This window comes from Burkholderia arboris, assembly GCF_038723655.1.
Taxonomy (GTDB): Bacteria; Pseudomonadota; Gammaproteobacteria; order Burkholderiales; family Burkholderiaceae; genus Burkholderia; species Burkholderia arboris.
Genome location: NZ_CP109821.1, coordinates 3,143,027 through 3,163,564, shown reverse-complemented (window position 1 = coordinate 3,163,564; position 20,538 = coordinate 3,143,027). Strand labels below are relative to the sequence as shown.

21 protein-coding genes are annotated in these 20,538 nt (G+C 65.6%); 19 read left to right on the top strand and 2 right to left on the bottom strand.

Features of this window, described 5'->3' with window-relative positions:
- Positions 1-35: 35 nt before the first annotated feature.
- The 9 genes from OHZ10_RS14845 to OHZ10_RS14805 all read left to right on the top strand — a co-directional run bounded on the left by OHZ10_RS14845 (position 36) and on the right by OHZ10_RS14805 (position 6,507).
- Entirely contained in the window at positions 36-974 is a 939-nt protein-coding gene (locus OHZ10_RS14845) for a MurR/RpiR family transcriptional regulator (protein ID WP_342702885.1), read from the top strand.
- Between the two features lie 2 nt (positions 975-976).
- Complete coding sequence (locus OHZ10_RS14840; protein ID WP_059233216.1) at positions 977-2,458, top strand: N-acyl-D-amino-acid deacylase family protein; 1,482 nt, start codon at positions 977-979, stop codon at positions 2,456-2,458.
- 78 nt (positions 2,459-2,536) lie between these two features.
- Positions 2,537-2,923, top strand: coding sequence for a RidA family protein (locus OHZ10_RS14835; RefSeq protein ID WP_006751946.1), 387 nt, complete (start codon positions 2,537-2,539; stop codon positions 2,921-2,923).
- 175 nt (positions 2,924-3,098) lie between these two features.
- The gene (locus tag OHZ10_RS14830; RefSeq protein ID WP_256085267.1) at positions 3,099-3,518 is read left to right on the top strand and encodes a bleomycin resistance protein; all 420 of its coding nucleotides are present in this window, start codon (positions 3,099-3,101) and stop codon (positions 3,516-3,518) included.
- 253 nt (positions 3,519-3,771) lie between these two features.
- Complete coding sequence (locus tag OHZ10_RS14825) at positions 3,772-4,020, top strand: hypothetical protein (protein WP_342702884.1); 249 nt, start codon at positions 3,772-3,774, stop codon at positions 4,018-4,020.
- A 97-nt stretch (positions 4,021-4,117) separates the two neighbouring features.
- Positions 4,118-4,480: a DUF1493 family protein gene (locus OHZ10_RS14820; protein ID WP_342702883.1), complete on the top strand. Its 363-nt coding sequence runs from the start codon at positions 4,118-4,120 to the stop codon at positions 4,478-4,480.
- 197 nt (positions 4,481-4,677) lie between these two features.
- Positions 4,678-5,495, top strand: a protein-coding gene (locus OHZ10_RS14815; RefSeq protein ID WP_342702881.1) for an IS5 family transposase whose coding sequence is annotated in 2 segments (ribosomal slippage) — positions 4,678-5,026 and positions 5,026-5,495 — 819 coding nt in all. Because the reading frame shifts where the segments join, the coding sequence is not laid out codon by codon here.
- Positions 5,447-6,076 carry a peptidoglycan recognition protein family protein gene (locus tag OHZ10_RS14810; protein WP_230950377.1) on the top strand — a complete coding sequence of 210 codons (630 nt, stop codon included), beginning with the start codon at positions 5,447-5,449 and terminating at the stop codon, positions 6,074-6,076. The genes OHZ10_RS14815 and OHZ10_RS14810 overlap by 49 nt, the downstream gene beginning before the upstream one ends.
- Positions 6,070-6,507 carry a hypothetical protein gene (locus tag OHZ10_RS14805; protein ID WP_155627114.1) on the top strand — a complete coding sequence of 146 codons (438 nt, stop codon included), beginning with the start codon at positions 6,070-6,072 and terminating at the stop codon, positions 6,505-6,507. Before OHZ10_RS14810 ends, OHZ10_RS14805 begins: the two co-directional genes overlap by 7 nt.
- A 66-nt stretch (positions 6,508-6,573) precedes the next feature.
- On the opposite strand, the gene queF is transcribed toward OHZ10_RS14805, so the two are convergent.
- Together queF and ilvA are read right to left on the bottom strand one after the other, a co-directional pair.
- Positions 6,574-7,398, bottom strand: a complete 825-nt coding sequence (gene queF / locus OHZ10_RS14800) for an NADPH-dependent 7-cyano-7-deazaguanine reductase QueF (RefSeq protein ID WP_342702879.1) — start codon at positions 7,396-7,398, stop codon at positions 6,574-6,576.
- Positions 7,399-7,410: 12 nt separating this feature from the next.
- Positions 7,411-8,934 carry a threonine ammonia-lyase, biosynthetic gene (gene ilvA / locus OHZ10_RS14795; protein WP_059233219.1) on the bottom strand — a complete coding sequence of 508 codons (1,524 nt, stop codon included), beginning with the start codon at positions 8,932-8,934 and terminating at the stop codon, positions 7,411-7,413.
- A 576-nt stretch (positions 8,935-9,510) separates the two neighbouring features.
- Here ilvA and OHZ10_RS14790 point away from each other — a divergent pair.
- The 10 genes from OHZ10_RS14790 to OHZ10_RS14745 all read left to right on the top strand — a co-directional run bounded on the left by OHZ10_RS14790 (position 9,511) and on the right by OHZ10_RS14745 (position 20,512).
- Positions 9,511-13,536 (top strand): DUF3683 domain-containing protein, encoded by a 4,026-nt coding sequence (locus tag OHZ10_RS14790; protein ID WP_256085264.1) that lies wholly within the window; start codon positions 9,511-9,513, stop codon positions 13,534-13,536.
- Between the two features lie 85 nt (positions 13,537-13,621).
- Positions 13,622-14,065, top strand: a complete 444-nt coding sequence (locus OHZ10_RS14785; RefSeq protein WP_059233221.1) for an HIT family protein — start codon at positions 13,622-13,624, stop codon at positions 14,063-14,065.
- On the top strand, positions 14,062-14,475 hold the full coding sequence (locus OHZ10_RS14780; protein WP_069747065.1) for a gamma-butyrobetaine hydroxylase-like domain-containing protein: 414 nt from the start codon (positions 14,062-14,064) through the stop codon (positions 14,473-14,475). Before OHZ10_RS14785 ends, OHZ10_RS14780 begins: the two co-directional genes overlap by 4 nt.
- A gap of 52 nt (positions 14,476-14,527) precedes the next feature.
- Positions 14,528-15,259 (top strand): bifunctional demethylmenaquinone methyltransferase/2-methoxy-6-polyprenyl-1,4-benzoquinol methylase UbiE, encoded by a 732-nt coding sequence (gene ubiE, locus OHZ10_RS14775; RefSeq protein WP_059233223.1) that lies wholly within the window; start codon positions 14,528-14,530, stop codon positions 15,257-15,259.
- Between the two features lie 41 nt (positions 15,260-15,300).
- On the top strand, positions 15,301-16,332 hold the full coding sequence (locus OHZ10_RS14770) for a Tim44 domain-containing protein (protein WP_059236622.1): 1,032 nt from the start codon (positions 15,301-15,303) through the stop codon (positions 16,330-16,332).
- A gap of 164 nt (positions 16,333-16,496) precedes the next feature.
- A complete protein-coding gene (locus OHZ10_RS14765) occupies positions 16,497-17,123 on the top strand; it encodes a ubiquinone biosynthesis accessory factor UbiJ (RefSeq protein ID WP_175847519.1) in 627 nt (208 codons plus the stop codon).
- Positions 17,124-17,135: 12 nt separating this feature from the next.
- On the top strand, positions 17,136-18,713 hold the full coding sequence (ubiB, locus tag OHZ10_RS14760; RefSeq protein ID WP_059233225.1) for a ubiquinone biosynthesis regulatory protein kinase UbiB: 1,578 nt from the start codon (positions 17,136-17,138) through the stop codon (positions 18,711-18,713).
- Positions 18,714-18,730: 17 nt separating this feature from the next.
- A complete protein-coding gene (locus OHZ10_RS14755; RefSeq protein WP_342702875.1) occupies positions 18,731-19,357 on the top strand; it encodes an SAM-dependent methyltransferase in 627 nt (208 codons plus the stop codon).
- Between the two features lie 95 nt (positions 19,358-19,452).
- Positions 19,453-19,800, top strand: coding sequence for an FmdB family zinc ribbon protein (locus OHZ10_RS14750; RefSeq protein WP_059233227.1), 348 nt, complete (start codon positions 19,453-19,455; stop codon positions 19,798-19,800).
- A gap of 61 nt (positions 19,801-19,861) precedes the next feature.
- Positions 19,862-20,512, top strand: a complete 651-nt coding sequence (locus tag OHZ10_RS14745) for a DUF502 domain-containing protein (protein ID WP_014896080.1) — start codon at positions 19,862-19,864, stop codon at positions 20,510-20,512.
- Positions 20,513-20,538: the final 26 nt, after the last annotated feature.

The following is a 20,538-nucleotide window of genomic DNA, read 5'->3' as shown; positions in this document are numbered from 1 at the left end:
TTTAGTAACATCAAGCCCCGCACCCTTATCAGCAGATGAATACGCCCGCTTCCCCGTCCGCTCCGCTCGCGGCCGAGCCTCATCCGGCGCCGGCCGCCCCGCCGCTCCTCGACATCGTCGCGCGGATCGCCGAATGCGCGCCCGAGCTGCGCGAAGCCGAGCGCAAGGTTGCCGCGTTCATCCTCGCCGATCTGGCGCGCGCCGCGCATGCGAGCATCGGCGCGCTCGCGCGCGACGCGGAAGTCAGCGTCGCGACGGTCACGCGTTTCGCGAAGGCCGTGGGCTGCCGCGACGTACGCGAACTGAAGGTGCTCGTCGCGCAGGCGGCGGCCGTCGGCCAGCGCTTCGTGGTGCCGTCCGACGACGCGCCGGCCGCCGACGCGAGCCCCGCGTCGATGGTTTATGACGAGATCCGCGTGGCGCTCGCGCACAACCACCAGCTGCTGCGCAACACGTCGTTCGAGGCCGCGGCCGACCTGCTCGCCGCCGCGAAAATGACCTACGTGTACGGGCAGGGCGGCGGGTCGACCGCGCTCGCCGACGAGCTGCGCTTCCGGCTCGTGCGTTTCGGCCGGCCGGTCGCGAGCTACCAGGACAGCGTGCTGCAGCGGATGGTGGCTGCCACGCTGTCGCGCGACACCGTCGTCGTCGCGCTGTCGGTGAGCGGGCGCGTGCCCGAGTTGCTCGAGAGCTGCCGGCTCGCGAAGCGCTACGGCGCGAAGCTGATCGCGATCACGGCGCCGGCGTCGCCGCTCGCGAAGCTCGCCGACCACCTGATCCCGGTCGTCGCATTCGAAACCGATTTCATTTACAAGCCTTCGACATCGCGTTACGCGATGATGATGGCGATCGACGTGCTCGTCACCGGAGTCGCCATGCGGCTCGGCGATGCGGGCCGAGAATCGCTGCGCCGCATCAAGCACGCGCTCGATGCGCACCGCGGCGGCGGAGACCGTCAACCGGTAGGAGACTGACCATGCATTCGCATCCCGAAGCCGCCGATACGCTGATCGTCGGCGCGCAGCTGTACGACGGCACCGGCGCACCGCCCGTCACGCGCGACGTCGCGATCCGCAACGGCGTGATCGCTGCGATCGGCAACCTGTCGAACTGGCTGGCCGAGAACGTTGTCGATGCGAACGGCCGCGCGCTCGCGCCGGGCTTCGTCGACGTGCACACGCACGACGACACGCACGTGATCCGCGCGCCGGAGATGATCCCGAAGATCTCGCAGGGCGTGACGACCGTGATCGTCGGCAATTGCGGGATCAGCGCGTCGCCGGTGACGCTCGCGGGCGATCCGCCCGACCCGATGAACCTGTTGGGCGAGCGCGGCGCGTTCCGGTACCCGACCTTCGCCGACTACGTCGCGGCCGTCAACGCCGCGCGCCCGGCCGTCAACGTCGCGGCGCTGGTCGGCCATACGGCGCTGCGCAACAACCAGATGGACCGCCTCGACCGCGCGGCGACCGACGGCGAAATCGCCGGGATGCGCGCGCAACTCGAGGAGGCGCTCGCGAACGGCGCGCTCGGCCTGTCGTCGGGCCTCGCGTACGGCTCCGCGTTCGCGGCACCGGCCGAGGAAGTGATGGCGCTCGCCGAGCCGCTCGCGAAAGCCGGCGCGCTGTACACGACGCACATGCGCACCGAATTCGACGCGATCCTGGATGCGATGGACGAGGCGTATCGCGTCGGCCGCCATGCACAAGTGCCGGTCGTGATTTCGCACCTGAAATGCGCGGGCCCGTCGAACTGGGGGCGCAGCACCGAAGTGCTCGCGTCGCTCGAAGGCGCGCGCCGCTACCAGCCGGTCGGCTGCGACTGCTATCCGTACAGCCGCAGCTCGTCGACGCTCGACCTGAAGCAGGTAACGGGCGACATCGACATCACGATCACGTGGTCGGAGCCGCATCCGGAAGTCGCAGGCAAGCTGCTCAAGGCGATCGCGGCCGACTGGGGCGTGACCGAGCAGGAAGCCGCGCAACGCATCCGTCCGGCCGGCGCGGTGTACCACAACATGTCCGAGGACGACGTGCGCCGGATCCTGTCGCACCCCGCGACGATGGTCGGCTCCGACGGGCTGCCGAACGATCCGCTGCCGCATCCGCGGCTGTGGGGCGCGTTCCCGCGCGTGCTCGGCCATTACGTGCGCGACACGAACCTGCTGCCGCTCGAGGAAGCGATCCGCAAGATGACGTCGCTGTCCGCGCGCCGCTACGGGATCGCGAAGCGCGGCGAGGTGCATGTCGGCTACCACGCCGATCTCGTGCTGTTCGATCCGGCGAGCGTGATCGACGCCGCGACGTTCGAGAAGCCACAGCAGCCCGCGCACGGGATCGACGCGGTGTGGGTGAACGGCGTGCTGACCTACGAAAACGGCCAGCCGACCGGCGAGCGCGCCGGTGGCTTCGTCGCGCGCGGCGAGCGCGTGGCGGCGAGTGCCGACGCCGCGTTCTGAGCGCGGCAGGTGTTCCGATCTCCCGCGCGTGCCGCTGCCGGCGCGCGCATCCGTAACTGAAATATGAGGAGTGAAACGATGAAACGATATGGCGTGGGCGAAGCGAAGGGGACCGGCGGCCAGGTGATGCCGTTCGCACGTGCGGTCGAGGCTGACGGCTGGCTGTACGTGTCGGGCCAGACGCCGATGGTGAACGGCGAGGTCGTCGAAGGCGGGATCGTCACGCAGTCGAAGCAGACGATCGAGAACGTGATCGCGATCCTGAAGGAAGCCGGCTACGGCCTCGAGCACGTCGTGCGCTGCGGCGTGTGGCTCGATGACGCGCGCGATTTCGCGTCGTTCAACAAGGTGTTCGTGTCGTACTTCGGCGAGCATCCGCCGGCGCGCGCGTGCGTGCAATCGAGCATGGTCATCGACTGCAAGGTCGAGGTCGACTGCATCGCGTACAAGGCGCCGGCGAAGTAACACGCCGACGGCGAACCGAGATGTGACGGGCCCTGCGCATTCGTGTGCGCAGGGCCCGTTTTTTCATGTGCGGCACCTGGCTTGAAGGACCGGGTTCCGCCGTGTGACCGCAACCGCCGCAACGCATTCCACCCGTTCGTGTAACGTGCCGTACGACTTTACCGGGAGGAAGAATATGGAATGGGCTGCGCTGGTGCCGGAGCTGATCTGCTCGAACCTTGCAGGAAGCGTGCGCTTCTATCGTGACGTGCTGGGATTCCGGATTCGCTTCGAGCGTCCGGAAGACGGCTTCGCGTACCTCGAGATTGGGGGCGCTCAACTGATGCTCGAACAGCAGAGCCCCGAGAGTTGGTTGACGGGGCCGCTGACGCCGCCGTTCGGGCGGGGGATCAATCTGCAGATCGAGGTGGATTCGCTCGACCCCATCCTCGGCCGGATTCGCGCCGCTGGCGTGGCGCTGTTCGTCGAGCCGCGCACGTCCTGGTATCGGGAGGGCGACATCGAGCACGGCCAGGTCGAGGTGCTGGTGCAGGACCCCGACGGCTACCTGCTGCGGCTGGTGGAGATCCTCCCTGCGCGGCCGCTGCAGGGTTGATTTCGGGCCATCTGGCTCCCGCGATGACTGCAACCTGACGTCTCGGCGTCGGCTGGTTCCAGTTGATGCGGAACGGGTTAATGGCGGGCCCGCCGAGACGTGTAGCCGCGCATGCGCAGCGATCCTGGAGGAAGCCGGTTAAGGCTCGAGCACGTCGTGCGCCGCGACGTGTGGGTCGACGACGCGCACGATTTCGCGTAGTTCAACACGGTGTTCGTGTCGCCCGTCGGCACACGCGTGCGTGCGGTCGAGCATGAGCATCGACCACATCGCGGACAAGGCATCGGCGACGCAACTCGGCAAGGGTAGGAGCAGTGCAACAAGGCCGGTGCATTTGCGTGCACCGGCCTTGTTTCGTCATGACGAAGGCAATGCATGGATGAGGGCGCTCGGCGAGCAGATGGGCTGGGAACGTTCAAATGCAATGCGGTTGAAGCGGGGTATGAGCGGCAACGAGAGTTTGCATTGTGTGACGAACTTTTTTCAACGGGCCTCAACGTGACACATCTATCCGGCGGGATGCGGCGGCTATCGGCGCGGGTGCGTGGCCCGATCACCGAGTACAACTGTCTTGTTGAACCAGAGTGCAAGGTGTTTTGATGGAAAACGTGCAGTGGGACGAGATCGAGGCCTTCGTCAGATCCGAAGCAGGGCTTGGCAAATCGATGCCGCTGTCCGTGGCCACGAGGCTTTGGGAGGATCTTGGCCAGACCGTCGATGAAGCCGACGATTTCATGGGCCACTTTTTTGAGCGATTTTGCATCGATACCGGCGACGTCGATTTTCACCGGTATTTCCTGATGGAAGGCGAGGGAAGTTATTCGTTGTTCCGGCGATGGGTGCTTCGTCAACCGCACGACCTCAAACGGGAGTCGATCACGCTGGCGATGCTGTATCGCGCAGCGGTTGAACGGAAATGGGACACCGGACGAATGGCCGAGCTATCGCGAAAGCCGAGTTAGCCGGTGTGCATGACGGGTGAAGGCATGAACGTAAGCGATCGGCGGAAAGATTGCGGCGATATGATGCGGGTATTGAATGCTCTCGATTGATTTCAATGGAATGGTTGTTAGAGAGTGTTTCAAAAAGAGCGTTAGCCCTCTGTTAACTCGAACACAAAGCTGTTAACCTCGACCGTTGTGACATGCGGAGCGAGGAGATGACCAGGCCGATCATCGACGACGAATTGTGGGCATTGATCGAACCACTTTTGCCACCAGCAAAGCCGAGACGCTTCCGGTACCCGGGGCGCAAACCCGTAGCCGATCGGGCTGCGCTGACCGGAATACTTTTCGTACTCAAGAGCGGCATTCGCTGGAACGAACTACCTGCCGAGATGGGTTGCGGATCGGGCATCAGTTGCTGGCGCCGCCTGCGCGACTGGCAACAGGTCGGCGTCTGGGATCGGCTCCACGAGATCCTGCTCGCGAAGCTGCGTGCCGCCGATCGGATCGACTTTTCTCGTGTCGTCATCGATTCCACTTCTGTTCGAGCAGTTGGGGCGGGCGAAAAACTGGACCGAACCCCACCGATCGTGCGCGACCCGGTTCCAAACATCACGTCGCCACCGACGCCAACGGCACGCCGCTCGCGATCATCCTGACGGGCGCGAACCGCAACGACATCACGCAACTGCTGCCACTGGTCGACGCCATCCCACCGGTTCGCGGTTTGCGTGGTCGCCCCTTGCGCAAGTCTGGCCGGATCTATGCCGATCGGGCTTACGACCACGACAAATATCGCCGGCCGTTGCACGCTGCCGGGATTCCCACATCGATTGCCCGACGCGGTGAACCTCACGGCAGCGGTCTTGGCAAAGTACGTTGGGTCGTCGAACGTACCAATGCCTGGCTGCACGGATTCCGCCGTCTTCGTACACGATTTGAGCGTCGTGCCGACATCCATGAAGGGCTCCTCAAACTCGCCTGTTGCCTGATCTGCTGGCGAACGCTTCAGCGCCCGGACGACTCTTTTTGAAACACTCTCTTAGTCCACGCGTAGTGCGGGCCAGAAAAGCTCAGATCGAGCGTGGTGAGATGCCGAGGATTAGCGGAGTAGTCGTCCATCAAACTGGCGGTTCAACGGCGGCTTCTGCTCTCAGTAGCTATCAGAATGCGTCTGCCAGCGGGGCGCATTTTCTGATTGAGAAAGATGGAACGATTTATCAGACGGCATCTTTGAAGAAGCAGACTTGGCATGTTGGTCGTCTCAAGGCGCGCTGTGTTGCCGAAATGCGTTGCACGCCGGTCGAACTGGAGCAACTTCGCCGTTTTGACCCGCGTGGCGAAAACCGGCGTGAGATGCGCAAGGCGGTCCCGGACCGTTACCCTTCTAATACAGACAGCATTGGCGTGGAATTGGTCGGTGAAGCACTCCCGCTCAATGAACCGAACCCTGACCGACGAACCTACGTCGCGGCGCCGGAAGCTCAGAATGACTCGCTTCGATGGCTCATCCATGAACTTTCGGTAACACTCAATGTGCCGTTGGCAGAGGTTTTTCGCCATCCGGCAGTATCGCGGAAGAACCGCACAGAGGCGGCGAAGGGGCAATGGTGATTCGACTCGCGGTTTTGATGTTGGCGCTCGTGCTCGACCACAGCGCGGTTGCGGGTACATTGCCCGATGGTACGTCGCCTGGAGGGGCTTTACCCACGGTTGTGCCAGAGTCAGTCGAAATCGTCACGAACGGCGCGTGGTCGGCTGACATCAGCGGGGACGAAACGGCAGATACGTGTCGTACGTTCGTTCTTCGGCAGGCGGATGTCCGCGCGTTTTTCAAGCGTGCGAGCCGCGTAACAGAACGGGCATACAGCCATGATCTGGACGCCGCGAATTGCTATGCCGAAGGCAAGGCACGTGTCGCGGGTGGTGGTTCGGCGAAATGGAGAATAGACCAGGCAAGGCGCGGCTTCATTTCGATGCCCGATGGTCGAACGATCTACCTGTATTGCCCGAAGTGCCAAGCCGATGTGTTCGCACCGAACTAGAAAGACATTCTTTTCGCAAGCAGGCGGTGCTGGCGGGCTTCCACATGCCCGCCAGTCCCCTTGCATTTACTGCCGCGCAGTCCGCGCGTTGTCAGGCATCGGCTGGTTGTAGTTCGTGCGGAACGGGTTGATGTCGAGCCCGCCACGGCGCGTATAGCGCGCATACACCGCCAGCTTCACCGGTTTGCACGCGTGCATGATGTCGAGGAAGATCCGCTCGACACATTGCTCGTGAAAGCCCGTGTGATTGCGGAACGAGATGATGTAGCGCAGCAGGCCCGCGTGGTCGATCTGCGGCCCGACGTAGTGGATCTGCACGCTGCCCCAGTCGGGCTGGCCCGTGACCGGGCAGTTCGAGCGCAGCAGGTCGGACACGAGCGTTTCCTCGACCGGCGCTTCGTCAACGGCTGCCGACAGCAGCGACGGATCGGGATCGTAGATGTCGGTATCGAGATCGAGGCGGTCGAGCGACAGCCCGTCGAGTTCTTCCATCTCGAGCTTGCCGAAATCGTGCGCCGACACGAGCTGCACCGACACGGTCGCGCCGCACGCGGCCGACACGTCGCGCTTCAGCACGTCGCGCACCGCATCGATCGAGTCGAACTTCGACTGCGCGAACGAGCCGAGATACAGCTTGAACGACTTCGATTCGACGATGGCCGGCGATTCGGCCGGCACGTAGAACGTCGCGACCGCGACCTGCGGCTTGCCGCGCGCATTGAGCCACGACAGCTCGTACGCGTTCCAGATGTCGGTGCCGAAGAACGGCAGCGCCGACGTGATGCCGAGCTGCTCGCGCGCGCCGGCGCGCGGGATCGGGAACAGCAGCGACGCGTCGTACTGCGCCGCGTAGACGGTGGCCTTGCCGAGCGGGGAATGTTCGGGATTCATCGTGGGACGCCTTTACGACAGGAAGAGGCGGTAAGCCGGGTTGGCGCTCTCTTCGACATACGGGTAGCCGAGTGCCGCGAGGAAGCGTTCGAATTCGGCGCGATCGGCCTGCGGCACCTGCAGCCCGACGAGGATCGAGCTGTAGTCCGCGCCCTGGTTGCGGTAGTGGAACAGGCTGATGTTCCAGTCCGGCGCCATCGACGACAGGAACTTCATCAGCGCACCCGGCCGCTCAGGGAATTCGAAGCGGAACAGGCGTTCGTCGAGCGCGAGCGGCGAGCGGCCGCCGACCATGTAGCGGATGTGTTCCTTCGACAGCTCGTCGTGCGTCAGGTCGACGCTCTTGAACCCGTGCGACTCGAAGTTCGCGGCGATCTCCGCCGATTCGCCGCGGCGCTTGATCTGCACGCCGACGAAGATGTGCGCGGACTGCGCATCGGCGATCCGGTAGTTGAACTCGGTGACGTTGCGGTCGCCGACGAGCGAGCAGAAGCGCTTGAAGCTGCCGCGTTCCTCGGGGATCGTGACCGCGAACACGGCTTCGCGCGCCTCGCCGACTTCGGCGCGCTCGGCCACGAAGCGCATCCGGTCGAAGTTCATGTTCGCGCCGGACGTGACCGCGACGAGCGTCTGGTTCTCGATGCCCTCGCGTTCCGCGTACAGCTTCGCACCCGCGACCGCGAGCGCGCCCGACGGCTCGAGCACGCTGCGCGTGTCCTGGAACACGTCCTTGATCGCCGCGCACAGCGCGTCGGTGTTGACCGTCACGACGCCGTCGAGGAATTCGCGGCACAGCCGGAAAGTTTCCTCGCCGACGAGCTTCACCGCCGTGCCGTCCGCGAACAGGCCGACTTCGCTCAGCTCGATGCGCTCGCCGGCATCCAGCGACTGCGCCATCGCGCACGAATCCTCGGCCTGCACGCCGATGACCTTGATCTCCGGGCGTACGGCCTTCACGTACGCCGCGACGCCGGACGCGAGCCCGCCGCCGCCGATCGGCACGAAGATCGCGTGGATCGGGCCCTGGTGCTGGCGCAGGATCTCCATCGCGATCGTGCCCTGGCCGGCGATCACGTACGGATCGTCGAACGGGTGGACGAACGTGAGGTCGCGCTCCTGCTGCACCTTGACCGCGTGCGCATACGCATCGCTGTACGATTCGCCCGCCTGGATCACCTCGACGCTCGGGCCGCCGTGCGCGCGCACCGCATCGACCTTCACCTGCGGCGTCGTGACCGGCACGACGATCACGGCCTTCACGCCCATCCGGGCCGCCGAGAACGCGACGCCCTGCGCGTGGTTGCCGGCCGATGCCGTAATCACGCCGCGCGCGAGCGCGTCCGCCGGAATGTGCGCCATCTTGTTGTACGCGCCGCGCAGCTTGAACGAGAACACCGGCTGGTTGTCCTCGCGCTTCAGGTATACGGCATTGCGCAGCCGGACCGACAGGTTGCGGGCGGGTTCGAGTTCCGTCTCGATCGCGACGTCGTAGACGCGCGCGGTGAGGATTTTTTTCAGGTAATCGTGGGATGCCATGGGCGCTCGCGTGCAGTGCGGAAGCAGACGGTAAAGGGTCAATGATAGCGCCAAGGGTCCGCCCGCATGCAAGCGGCATGCCGGGCGAGCGGTCGCGGCGCCGCGCGGACGGGGCGTTCGCGACACGGAACGTCCCTTTTTTACCGGCTTAACCGAATGGTTACCGACCGGACGGGCGGCGAATGATCGCACGAAACCGCGCCGAACCCCGCCCGGCGCGGCTGGCGGCGATAGCCCCACGACCTGTCCGGCGTGTCACGGATGGTGCGATCATGGGTTAGAATTCCGTTTTGAATCAAGGATTCGGAAGATGCAGAGGCACCCTCGGATCGCACCGTTGAAGCCGACGCCGCGCGCAGCCAGCCCCGCGGCCGAACGGCATGCGCGCCGCGCGCGATCGTGCTGATCGTTCCGAGTGCCGCCAGGCCCTGTCGCCGGCCAGGAGGGGCAAGTCGCCCGCTCCGGCCCCATGAAGGACAGCCGCGCGTCTGGTAACAGAACAGATTTCCCCAAGATTGCGCCTACGCGCTTGCCGACGCCCGTGCACGGTGTATCGGCCCTCCGAGTCGTCCGAACATGAACGCACCACAAGTTTTCGATCCGCATGGCGCGGCCGCCGCCGTCGCCGCCGACCCCGCGCCCCGCTTGCGCGAGATTCCCTATAACTACACGTCCTTCTCGGATCGCGAGATCGTGATCCGCCTGCTCGGCGAAGAGGCGTGGTCGGTGCTCGACGAACTGCGCGCCGAGCGCCGCACGGGTCGCTCGGCACGGATGCTGTATGAAGTGCTCGGCGACATCTGGGTCGTGCGCCGCAACCCGTACCTGCAGGACGACCTGCTCGACAACCCGAAGCGCCGCGCGTTGCTGATCGAGGCGCTGAACCACCGCCTGACCGAGATCGGCAAGCGCCGCAACGCGGATCTCACCGCGCACCGCGACGACGCGGGCCGCGAGCGCGCATTGCGTGTCGAGATGCTCGAAACCGCCGCGCAGCGCGCGGTCAACGACTTCGCCGACGAATTCGAGAAGATGGCCGACCTGCGCCGTCGCGCGACCAAGGCGCTCGGCCGCTGCACGGAAAAGGACAACATCCGCTTCGACGGGCTGTCGCGCGTGTCGCACGTGACCGACGCGACCGACTGGCGCGTCGAATACCCGTTCGTCGTGCTGACGCCCGACACCGAAGCCGAGATCGCGGCGCTGATCAAGGCCTGCTTCGAGCTCGGCCTGACCGTGATCCCGCGTGGCGGCGGCACCGGCTACACGGGCGGCGCGGTGCCGCTCACGCCGTTCTCCGCGGTGATCAACACGGAAAAGCTCGAGCAGCTCGGCGCGGTCGAGCTGACCGAACTGCCGGGCGTCGCGCACAAGGTGCCGACGATCTTCTCCGGCGCGGGCGTCGTCACGCGCCGCGTGACGGAAGCGGCCGAGGCGGCCGGTTACGTGTTCGCGGTCGATCCGACGTCGCTCGACGCATCGTGCATCGGCGGCAACGTCGCGATGAACGCGGGCGGCAAGAAGGCCGTGCTGTGGGGCACCGCGCTCGACAACCTGGCCTGGTGGCGGATGGTCGACCCGGACGGCAACTGGCTCGAAGTCACGCGCCACGAGCACAACCAGGGCAAGATCCACGACATCGCGGTCGCGCGTTTCGAGCTGAAGTGGTTCGACGGTGCGTATGCGCCGGGCGAGAAGCTGCTGAAGAGCGAGATGCTCGAGATCGAAGGCCGCCGGTTCCGCAAGGAAGGGCTCGGCAAGGACGTGACCGACAAGTTCCTCGCCGGCCTGCCGGGCGTGCAGAAGGAGGGCTGCGACGGGCTCATCACGTCCGCGCGCTGGGTGCTGCACAAGATGCCCGCGCACACGCGCACCGTCTGCCTCGAGTTCTTCGGCCAGGCGCGCGAGGCGATCCCGAGCATCGTCGAGATCAAGGACTACCTGTTCGAGACGTCGAAGCAGGGCGGCGCGATCCTCGCGGGTCTCGAGCACCTCGACGAGCGCTACCTGCGCGCGGTCGGCTACGCAACGAAGAGCAAGCGCAACGCGTTCCCGAAGATGGTGCTGATCGGCGACATCGTCGGCGATGACGCCGACGCAGTGGCGCACGCGACGTCCGAAGTGATCCGGATGGCGAACGGCAAGAGCGGCGAAGGCTTCGTCGCGATCAGCGCGGAGGCGCGCAAGCGCTTCTGGCTCGACCGCAGCCGCACGGCCGCGATCGCGAAGCACACGAACGCGTTCAAGATCAACGAAGACGTCGTGATCCCGCTGAACCGGATGGGCGAGTACACCGACGGCATCGAGCGGATCAACATCGAGCTGTCGCTGAAGAACAAGCTGCAACTCGTCGACGCGCTGGAAGCGTTCTTCCGCGGCGGCAACCTGCCGCTCGGCAAGACCGACGATGCGAACGAAATCCCGAGCGCCGAACTGCTGGAAGACCGCGTGCAGCAGGCGCTGGAACTGCTCAAGCGCGTGCGCGCACGCTGGGAATTCGTGCGCGACCGGCTCGACCAGCCGTTGCGCGAGGCGCAGCACTACCTCGTGCAGCTCGGCTACGAGGCGCTCGCCGAGAAGTTCGCGGATCGCGCGGACGAACAGCCGGGCGCGACCGTGTTCCACATCACGCAGGACCGCACGGTCCGCATCTCGTGGAAGCAGGAGATCCGCGCGGAGCTGCGCGCGATCTTCAACGGCGGCGCGTTCAAGCAGATCCTCGACGAAGCGCAGGCGATCCACAAGCGCGTGCTGCGCGGCCGCGTGTTCGTCGCGCTGCACATGCACGCGGGCGACGGCAACGTTCACACGAACATCCCGGTCAACTCCGACAACTACGAGATGCTGCAGGACGCGCACGCGTCGGTCGCACGCATCATGAAGCTCGCGCGCTCGCTCGACGGCGTGATTTCCGGCGAACACGGGATCGGCATCACGAAGCTCGAGTTCCTGACCGACGACGAGATCGCCGAGTTCCGCGCGTACAAGCAGCGCGTCGACCCGAACGGCCGCTTCAACAAGGGCAAGCTGCTCGACGGCGCCGATCTGCGCAACGCCTATACGCCCAGCTTCGGGCTGATGGGCTACGAGTCGCTGATCATGCAGCAGTCCGACATCGGCGCGATCGCCGATTCGGTGAAGGACTGCCTGCGCTGCGGCAAGTGCAAGCCGGTGTGCGCGACGCACGTGCCGCGCGCGAACCTGCTGTACAGCCCGCGCAACAAGATCCTCGCGACCTCGCTGCTGGTCGAGGCGTTCCTGTACGAAGAGCAGACGCGCCGCGGCGTGTCGATCAAGCATTGGGACGAGTTCAACGACGTGGCCGACCACTGCACGGTGTGCCACAAGTGCGCGACGCCGTGCCCGGTGAAGATCGACTTCGGCGACGTCACGATGAACATGCGCAACCTGTTGCGCAAGATGGGCAAGAAGAAGTTCAACGCCGGCAATGCGGCCGGCATGTTCTTCCTGAACGCGACCAATCCGCAGACGATCAACGCCGCGCGCACGGTGATGATGGGCGTCGGCTACAAGGTGCAGCGCTTCGCGAACGACATGCTGAAGAAGGTCGTGACGAAGCAGACGCAGCACCCGCCCGCGACGACCGGCAAGCCGCCCGTCGTCGAGCAGGTGATCCACTTCGTCAACAAGAAGATGCCGGGCAACCTGCCGAAGAAGACGGCGCGCGCGCTGCTCGACATCGAGGACAACAAGATCGTGCCGATCATCCGCAACCCGAAGTCGACGACCGTCGATTCGGAAGCGGTGTTCTACTTCCCGGGCTGCGGCTCCGAGCGCCTGTTCTCGCAGGTCGGCCTCGCGACGCAGGCGATGCTGTGGGAAGCCGGCGTGCAGACGGTGCTGCCGCCGGGCTACCTGTGCTGCGGCTATCCGCAGCGCGGCTCGGGCCAGTACGACAAGGCCGAGAAGATCGTCACGGATAACCGCGTGCTGTTCCACCGTGTCGCGAACACGCTGAACTACCTCGATATCAAGACGGTGGTCGTGTCGTGCGGCACCTGCTACGACCAGCTCGCCGGCTACGAATTCGACAAGATCTTCCCGGGCTGCCGGATCATCGACATTCACGAGTTCCTGCTCGAGAAGGGGATGAAGCTCGACGGCGTGTCGGGCACGCGCTACATGTATCACGACCCGTGCCACACGCCGATCAAGACGATGGATCCGGTGAGGCTCGTCAACGAGCTGATGGGTTCGGAAAAGGACGGCTACAAGATCGAGAAGAACGAGCGCTGCTGCGGCGAATCGGGCACGCTCGCGGTCACGCGCCCGGACATTTCGACGCAGGTCCGCTTCCGCAAGGAAGAGGAGATCCGCAAGGGCGCCGCGAAGCTGCGCGCGATCCCGGTCGTGGCCGGCGATGCGGCGGCGCCGGCCGCCGCGGCCGCGAACGGCCCGGACGTGAAGATCCTGACGAGCTGCCCGTCGTGCCTGCAGGGCCTGTCGCGCTACAGCGAGGACGCGAACCTCGAAGCCGACTACATCGTGGTCGAAATTGCGCGTCAGGTGCTCGGCGAGAACTGGATGGCCGATTATGTCGCACGCGCGAACAATGGCGGGATCGAGCGCGTGCTGGTCTAATGCGGGCATGACGACCGCCCGACCGGGCCAGGAATGAGCGGGCGCCGGCGCAGCAATGCCGGCGCCCGTCCACATGGGAGCGACGATGGAATGCGTGTTTTGCCGTGAAGACGGCGGCGAGCTGCTCTGGCGCGACGATGCGGTGCGCGTCGTCCTCGCGACGGGCGAGCACGAGTATCCGGGCTTCTGCCGGGTAATCTGGGGCGCGCACGTGGCCGAATTCTCCGATCTCGGCGAACCCGAGCGGGCACACCTGATGCGCGTGGTCTACGCGGTCGAGCGGGCCGTGCGCCGTGTGATGCAGCCGAACAAGGTGAATCTCGCGAGCCTCGGCAACATGGTGCCGCACGTGCACTGGCACGTGATCCCGCGCTTTTCCAACGACGCCCACTTCCCGCAGCCCGTCTGGGCGCCGCGCCAGCGCAGCGTGTCCGAGGCGCTGCTGCGCTCGCGCGCTGCGCAGGCCTCGCTGCTGCACAATGCGGTGCGCGAGGAAATTCAACGCATGACCGATTCGAGGCAGCCATGAGCGGTTTGACTTCCACGACGCCGATTCCGTCCGGCGTCGTCGTGCACGCGGTGTCGCGCGTGCTCGAATTGCAGTACCCGAACGGCGACAGCTACCGGATTCCGTTCGAGCTGATGCGCGTCTATTCGCCGTCGGCCGAGGTGCGCGGCCACGGGCCCGGACAGGAGACGCTGCAGACCGGCAAGCGCGAAGTGACGATCACGGCGCTCGAGGGCGTCGGCAACTACGCGCTGCAGCCGACCTTCTCCGACGGCCATTCGACCGGCATCTACTCGTGGGATCTGCTGTACGAGCTGGCGACGCAGCAGGACGCGCTGTGGCGCGACTATTTCGACAAACTGAAGGCGGCGGGCGTCGAGCGCGACGCACCGATGCAGGCGGCCTCCGCGCCGCACGGCCACTGCCACTGAAATCGACGGCGCCCGCTCGGCGCCGTCTTGCCATTTACTGAGGATCAACGCGATGAGCAAAACCCACTTCGGCTTCGAAAGCGTCGAGGAAAACGAAAAAGCGAAGAAAGTGGCGGGAGTGTTCCATTCGGTCGCGAGCAACTACGATCTGATGAACGACCTGATGTCGGCGGGCATGCACCGCGCGTGGAAGGCGTTCACGATCGCGCAGGCGAACGTGCGCCCCGGTTTCAAGGTGCTCGATATCGCGGCCGGCACCGGCGACCTGACGAAATCGTTCAAGAAGGCGGCCGGGCCGACGGGCGAGGTGTGGCACACGGACATCAACGAATCGATGCTGCGCGTCGGCCGCGACCGGTTGCTCGACAAGGGGTTCGTGACGCCGTCGCTGCTGTGCGACGCCGAGAAAATTCCCTTTCCGGACAACTACTTCGATGTGGTCACGGTCGCGTTCGGGCTGCGCAACATGACCCACAAGGACGCCGCGCTGGCCGAGATGCGCCGCGTGACGAAGCCCGGCGGCCGCGTGATGGTGCTGGAATTCTCGAAAGTCTGGGATCCGCTGAAAAAAGCGTACGATCTGTATTCTTTCAAAGTATTACCGTGGCTTGGCGACAAGTTCGCGAAAGATGCTGAAAGTTACCGGTATCTTGCTGAATCTATCCGGATGCACCCCGATCAGGACACGCTGAAGACGATGATGGAACAAGCGGGCCTCGATGCCGTCAAATATTACAATTTGTCAGGTGGCGTGGTAGCTTTACACATGGGAACCAAGTACTAAGGGGTTCTTTCCATACATTCGCCTTACATTTGGAGAAGCTGATGTCCGAAACGCGTTCGTTGTTCAACCGTAGCAAGCCGTCGAAGCCGTGGGCTCGACGAGTCGGCACACTGCTGATGGTCGGCCTGCTCACGGCCGGCACGTTCGCATCGCTCGACGCTGAAGCCAAGCGCATGGGCGGCGGGCGCAGCATCGGCCGGCAGAATTCCACCGTCACGCAGCGCCAGGCCACGCCGCCCGCACAGCAGCCGATGCAGCAGGCCGCGCCGTCGCAGGCGCAGCGTGCGAACCCGGCCACGCCCACGCCGGCCGCGCAGCCCAACCGCTCGCGCTGGCTCGGGCCGATCGCCGGTCTCGCGGCCGGTCTCGGCATCGCGGCGCTGCTGTCGCACTTCGGCCTCGGCGGCGCATTCGCGAGCATGATGGCGAACGTCATCGTGATCGCGCTGCTCGCGATGGTCGGTATCTGGCTGATCCGCAAGTTCATGAACCGCCGTCGCCCGCAGGAGCCGGCGTACTCGGTCGGCGGCTCGGCGTCGTCGTCGGGTGGCTACTCGCAAAGCCCGTCGTTCCAGCAAAGCAATACCGGCAGCAATTACGCGGGCAGCGGCAGCAGCTATGCGAACGAAGCGCAGGGCGTGTTCGGCGGCGGTGCAGCGGCCGCCGGCACGGCAGCGGCTGCGGCAGCACCGCTCCAGGTGCCGGCCGGCTTCGACACCGAAGCGTTCCTGCGCAGCGCGAAGGTCTACTTCGTGCGCCTGCAGGCGGCGTGGGACCAGGGCAACCTGGCCGACATTCGCGAGTTCACGACGCCCGAAATGTTCGCCGAGATCAAGATCGACCTCGATTCGCGCGGCAACGAGGCGAACCAGACCGACGTCGTGCAGCTCGACGCGGAGCTGGTTGCCATCGAGGATCGCGGCATCGAGCAGTCGGCGAGCGTGCGTTTCCACGGCCTGATCCGCGAATCGGCGAGCGCGTCGGCCGCACCGTTCGACGAGGTGTGGAACCTGGCGAAGTCGGGTAGCCAGGGCTGGCTGCTCGCGGGTATCCAGCAGATCAACACGCACTGAGCGTGTTCGGCGGCCCGCGCCGCCGGGCACCCGGGCGACGGCCGCCGCACTGCGACTGCTTGCCGCCCGGGTGTACGGTCAGGCACGGTCTGCCGACGATCCGACGTTACAATAGAAACCCGCGTGGGCGCCCGGCCTGCGCGGGTTTTTTCTTTCCCAGCCCGATGACCTTTGCCGCCAAGCCTTTTGCTGCTGCCGTCAATCACCTGCTCGCGCGCGAATCGTGGGCGCGCGACCGCCTGATTCCCTATGCGGGCAAGACTGCCCGGATCGACGTGCCCCCCGTCACGCTCACGCTGCTGGTGCAGCCCGACGGCTATCTGACCGCCGTCGACGCGCACGATGCGCAACAGGTCGACGTGTCGATCGCACTCGCGGGCGATACCGTCGCCGCGTTTCTGCAGGGCGGCCAGGCGGCCGTGATGAAGCACGTGAAGATCGAGGGCGACGCGGAATTCGCGACGCAGATCGCGAAGCTGGCCGAGCACCTGCGCTGGGAACCTGAAGAAGATCTCGCGAAGCTGGTCGGCGACGCGGCGGCATTCCGGATCGCGACGGTCGTGCGCGATGCCGGTGCACGCGCGCGACGCACCGGCCGCAACGTGCTCGATTCCGTCGCCGAATACTGGCTCGACGAGAACCCGCAAGTCGTCCGGCGCACGTCGCTCGGCGGCTTCGACGCCGAACTGGCGCGCGCACGCGATGCGCTCGCGCGGGTCGAAAAGCGGGTCGAGCGACTCGAACAAAAAATCGGCGCGCGCACGGGCCCAGGCCCGCGCGGCGCGCACTGAGGGCCGCAGGGCATGCGCATTTTCCGTTTCATCAAGATTGTCTACACCGTCATCCGTTTTGGTCTCGACGAAGTGATGCTGTCCCGGATCGACGACCGGCGCGTGAAGCTGCTGCTGCGGATCACGACGATCGGCCGCCGCTATTCCGATCCGCCCGCCGTGCGGCTGCGTCACGCGCTCGAAAGCCTCGGCCCGATCTTCGTGAAGTTCGGCCAGGTGCTGTCGACGCGCCGCGACCTGCTGTCGGTCGATTTCGCGAACGAACTCGCGAAGCTGCAGGATCAGGTGCCGCCGTTCGATTCCGCTGTCGCGATCGCGATCATCGAGAAGTCGCTCGGGGCGCCGGTCGACGAGCTGTTCGACGAATTCGAGCGCGAGCCGATCGCGAGCGCATCGATCGCGCAGGTGCATTTCGCGAAGCTGAAGCAGGGCGTACACGCGGGCAAGGCCGTTGCGGTGAAGGTGCTGCGCCCGAACATGCTGTCCGTGATCGACTCGGATCTTGCGCTGATGCGCGACATCGCGATCTGGACCGAGCGCATGTGGGCCGACGGCCGCCGCCTGAAGCCGCGCGAAGTCGTCGCCGAATTCGACAAGTACCTGCACGACGAGCTCGACCTGATGCGCGAGGCCGCGAACGGCAGCCAGCTGCGCCGCAACTTCGCGGGCCTCGACCTGCTGCTCGTGCCCGAGATGTTCTGGGATTTCTCGACGTCGCAGGTGCTCGTGATGGAGCGCATGACGGGCGTGCCGATCAGCCAGGTCGAGACGCTGCGCTCGGCCGGCGTCGACATCAAGAAGCTCGCGCGCGAAGGCGTCGAGATCTTTTTCACGCAGGTGTTCCGCGACGGTTTCTTCCATGCGGACATGCACCCCGGCAACATCCAGGTGAGCCTCGACCCGAGCACGTTCGGGCGCTACATCGCGCTCGATTTCGGGATCGTCGGCGCGCTGTCCGATTTCGACAAGAACTACCTCGCGCAGAACTTCCTCGCGTTCTTCAAGCGTGACTATCACCGCGTCGCAACGCTGCACCTGGAATCGGGCTGGGTGCCGCCCGAGACGCGTGTCGAGGAACTCGAAAGCGCAATCCGCGCCGTATGCGAGCCGTACTTCGACCGCGCGCTGAAGGACATCTCGCTCGGCCAGGTGCTGATGCGCCTGTTCTCGACATCGCGCCGCTTCAACGTCGAGATCCAGCCGCAGCTCGTGCTGCTGCAAAAGACGATGCTCAACGTCGAAGGGCTCGGCCGCTCGCTCGATCCCGAACTCGATCTGTGGAAGACCGCGAAGCCGTACCTCGAGCGCTGGATGACCGAGCAGATCGGCCTGCGCGGCTGGTACGAGCGCTTCAAGGTCGAGGCGCCGCAGTGGAGCAAGACGCTGCCGCAACTGCCGCGCCTGATCCATCACGCGATGGCCGCGCGCCACGACGCGCCGCGCGCCGCGAGCGAGGAGCTGATGCGCCAGGTCCTCGTCGAGCAGAAACGGACGAACCGGTTGTTGCAGGCGCTGCTGATCTTCGGCCTGGCGGTCGGTGTCGGGGCGCTGGTCGCGCGCGTATTGCTCGCGCTCGCCTACGGCGCCTGACCGAAAGGAGTACGACGATGCCCGATCCTAAGCAACCGGCCGCACCGACGTCCGCCGATTTCGCGACGCGCGACCCGGCCAAGGCATCGTTCTGGGACGAGCGTTTCGCGCGCGGCGTGACGCCGTGGGAATTCGGCGGCGTGCCCGACGGCTTTCGCGTGTTCGCGCACCGGCTCGAGCCGTGCACGGTACTGATTCCCGGTTGCGGCAGTGCGCAGGAGGCCGGGTGGCTCGCGCAGGCCGGTTGGCCGGTGCGTGCGATCGATTTCGCCGCGCAGGCGGTAGCTGCCGCGAAGGCGCAGCTCGGCGCGCATGCGGACGTCGTCGAGCAGGCCGATTTCTTCACGTACCGGCCGCCGTTCGACGTGCAGTGGGTGTACGAGCGCGCGTTCCTGTGTGCGCTGCCGCCGGCCATGCGGGCCGGCTATGCGGCTCGGATGGCCGAGCTGTTGCCGGCGCACGGATTGCTGGCCGGCTATTTCTTCGTGATGGCGAAACCGAAGGGGCCGCCGTTCGGAATCGGGCGTGCGGAACTCGACGCGTTGCTCGCGCCGCACTTCGAGCTGATCGAGGATTTGCCCGTGACCGATTCGCTGGCCGTGTTCGAAGGGCACGAGCGCTGGCTCACGTGGCGCCGCCGCTGATGGGCGGGTGTCACGGCCATTGCCGGAGCGCGCCAGGGTTTCAGCTATAATTCAAGGTTTTGCAAGCCGTTTCCAGTTTCTGCGGGAAAAATATCATGCCGATCTACGCCTATCGATGCGAAGCGTGCGGTTTCGCGAAGGACGTGCTCCAGAAGATGAGCGACGCGCCGCTGTCGCAATGCCCTGAATGCGGGAAGGATGCTTTTCGCAAGCAGGTGACTGCCGCCGGTTTCCAGCTGAAGGGCTCGGGGTGGTATGTCACCGATTTCCGCGGCGGTTCGGGCGGCACCAGCGCACCGGCGACGGCGTCGGGCGACGCGGCGCCGGCCGCTTCGGCGGAAGCCGCGCCCGCAGCAGCCGCGCCGGCTGCCGCAAGCTCTTCCGACAGTACGACGACGAGCGCCGCGCCTGCACCGGCCGCAGCGCCCGCCGCCAGCAGTTGACCGTCGCGGCCCGGCCGGGTCGCGACCAACCCGCGCCGCCGGCGCGGTTCATTGACGGCAGATGATGAAAAAGACGACCCTGAAATCGGTGTTTCTGACCGGCCTGCTGGTTCTCGTCCCGCTCGCGATCACGCTGTGGGTGCTCGGCCTCATCATCGGCACGATGGACCAGACGCTGCTCCTGCTGCCCGAATCGTGGCAGCCCGAGCGGATGCTCGGCTTCCATCTGCCGGGGATCGGCGCGGTGCTGACGCTCGCGTTCATCTTCGTCGTCGGGCTGGCCACGCGCAACTTCATCGGCCAGAAGCTCGTCACGTGGTGGAACGCGGTCGTGCGTCACATCCCGGTCGTCGGGCCGATCTACACGAGCGTCAAGCAGGTGTCGGACACGCTGCTGTCGAGCAGCGGCAACGCGTTCCGCAAGGCGCTGCTGATCGAATACCCGCGCCGCGGCTCGTATACGATCGCGTTTCTGACCGGCGCGCCCGGCGGCGACGTGGTCAACCATCTGACGGAAGAGTACGTGAGCGTGTACGTGCCCACGACGCCGAACCCGACGTCGGGCTTCTTCCTGATGCTGCCGAAGAGCGAAGTCATCGAACTCGACATGTCGGTCGATGCCGCGCTCAAGTACATCGTCTCGATGGGCGTCGTGGCGCCTCCGGCGCCGGCTCCGGCGCCCGCCCGCCGCCCCGTCGAGCCGCCGCTGTAAGTAAAGAATCATCGCCCGGGCCGCGC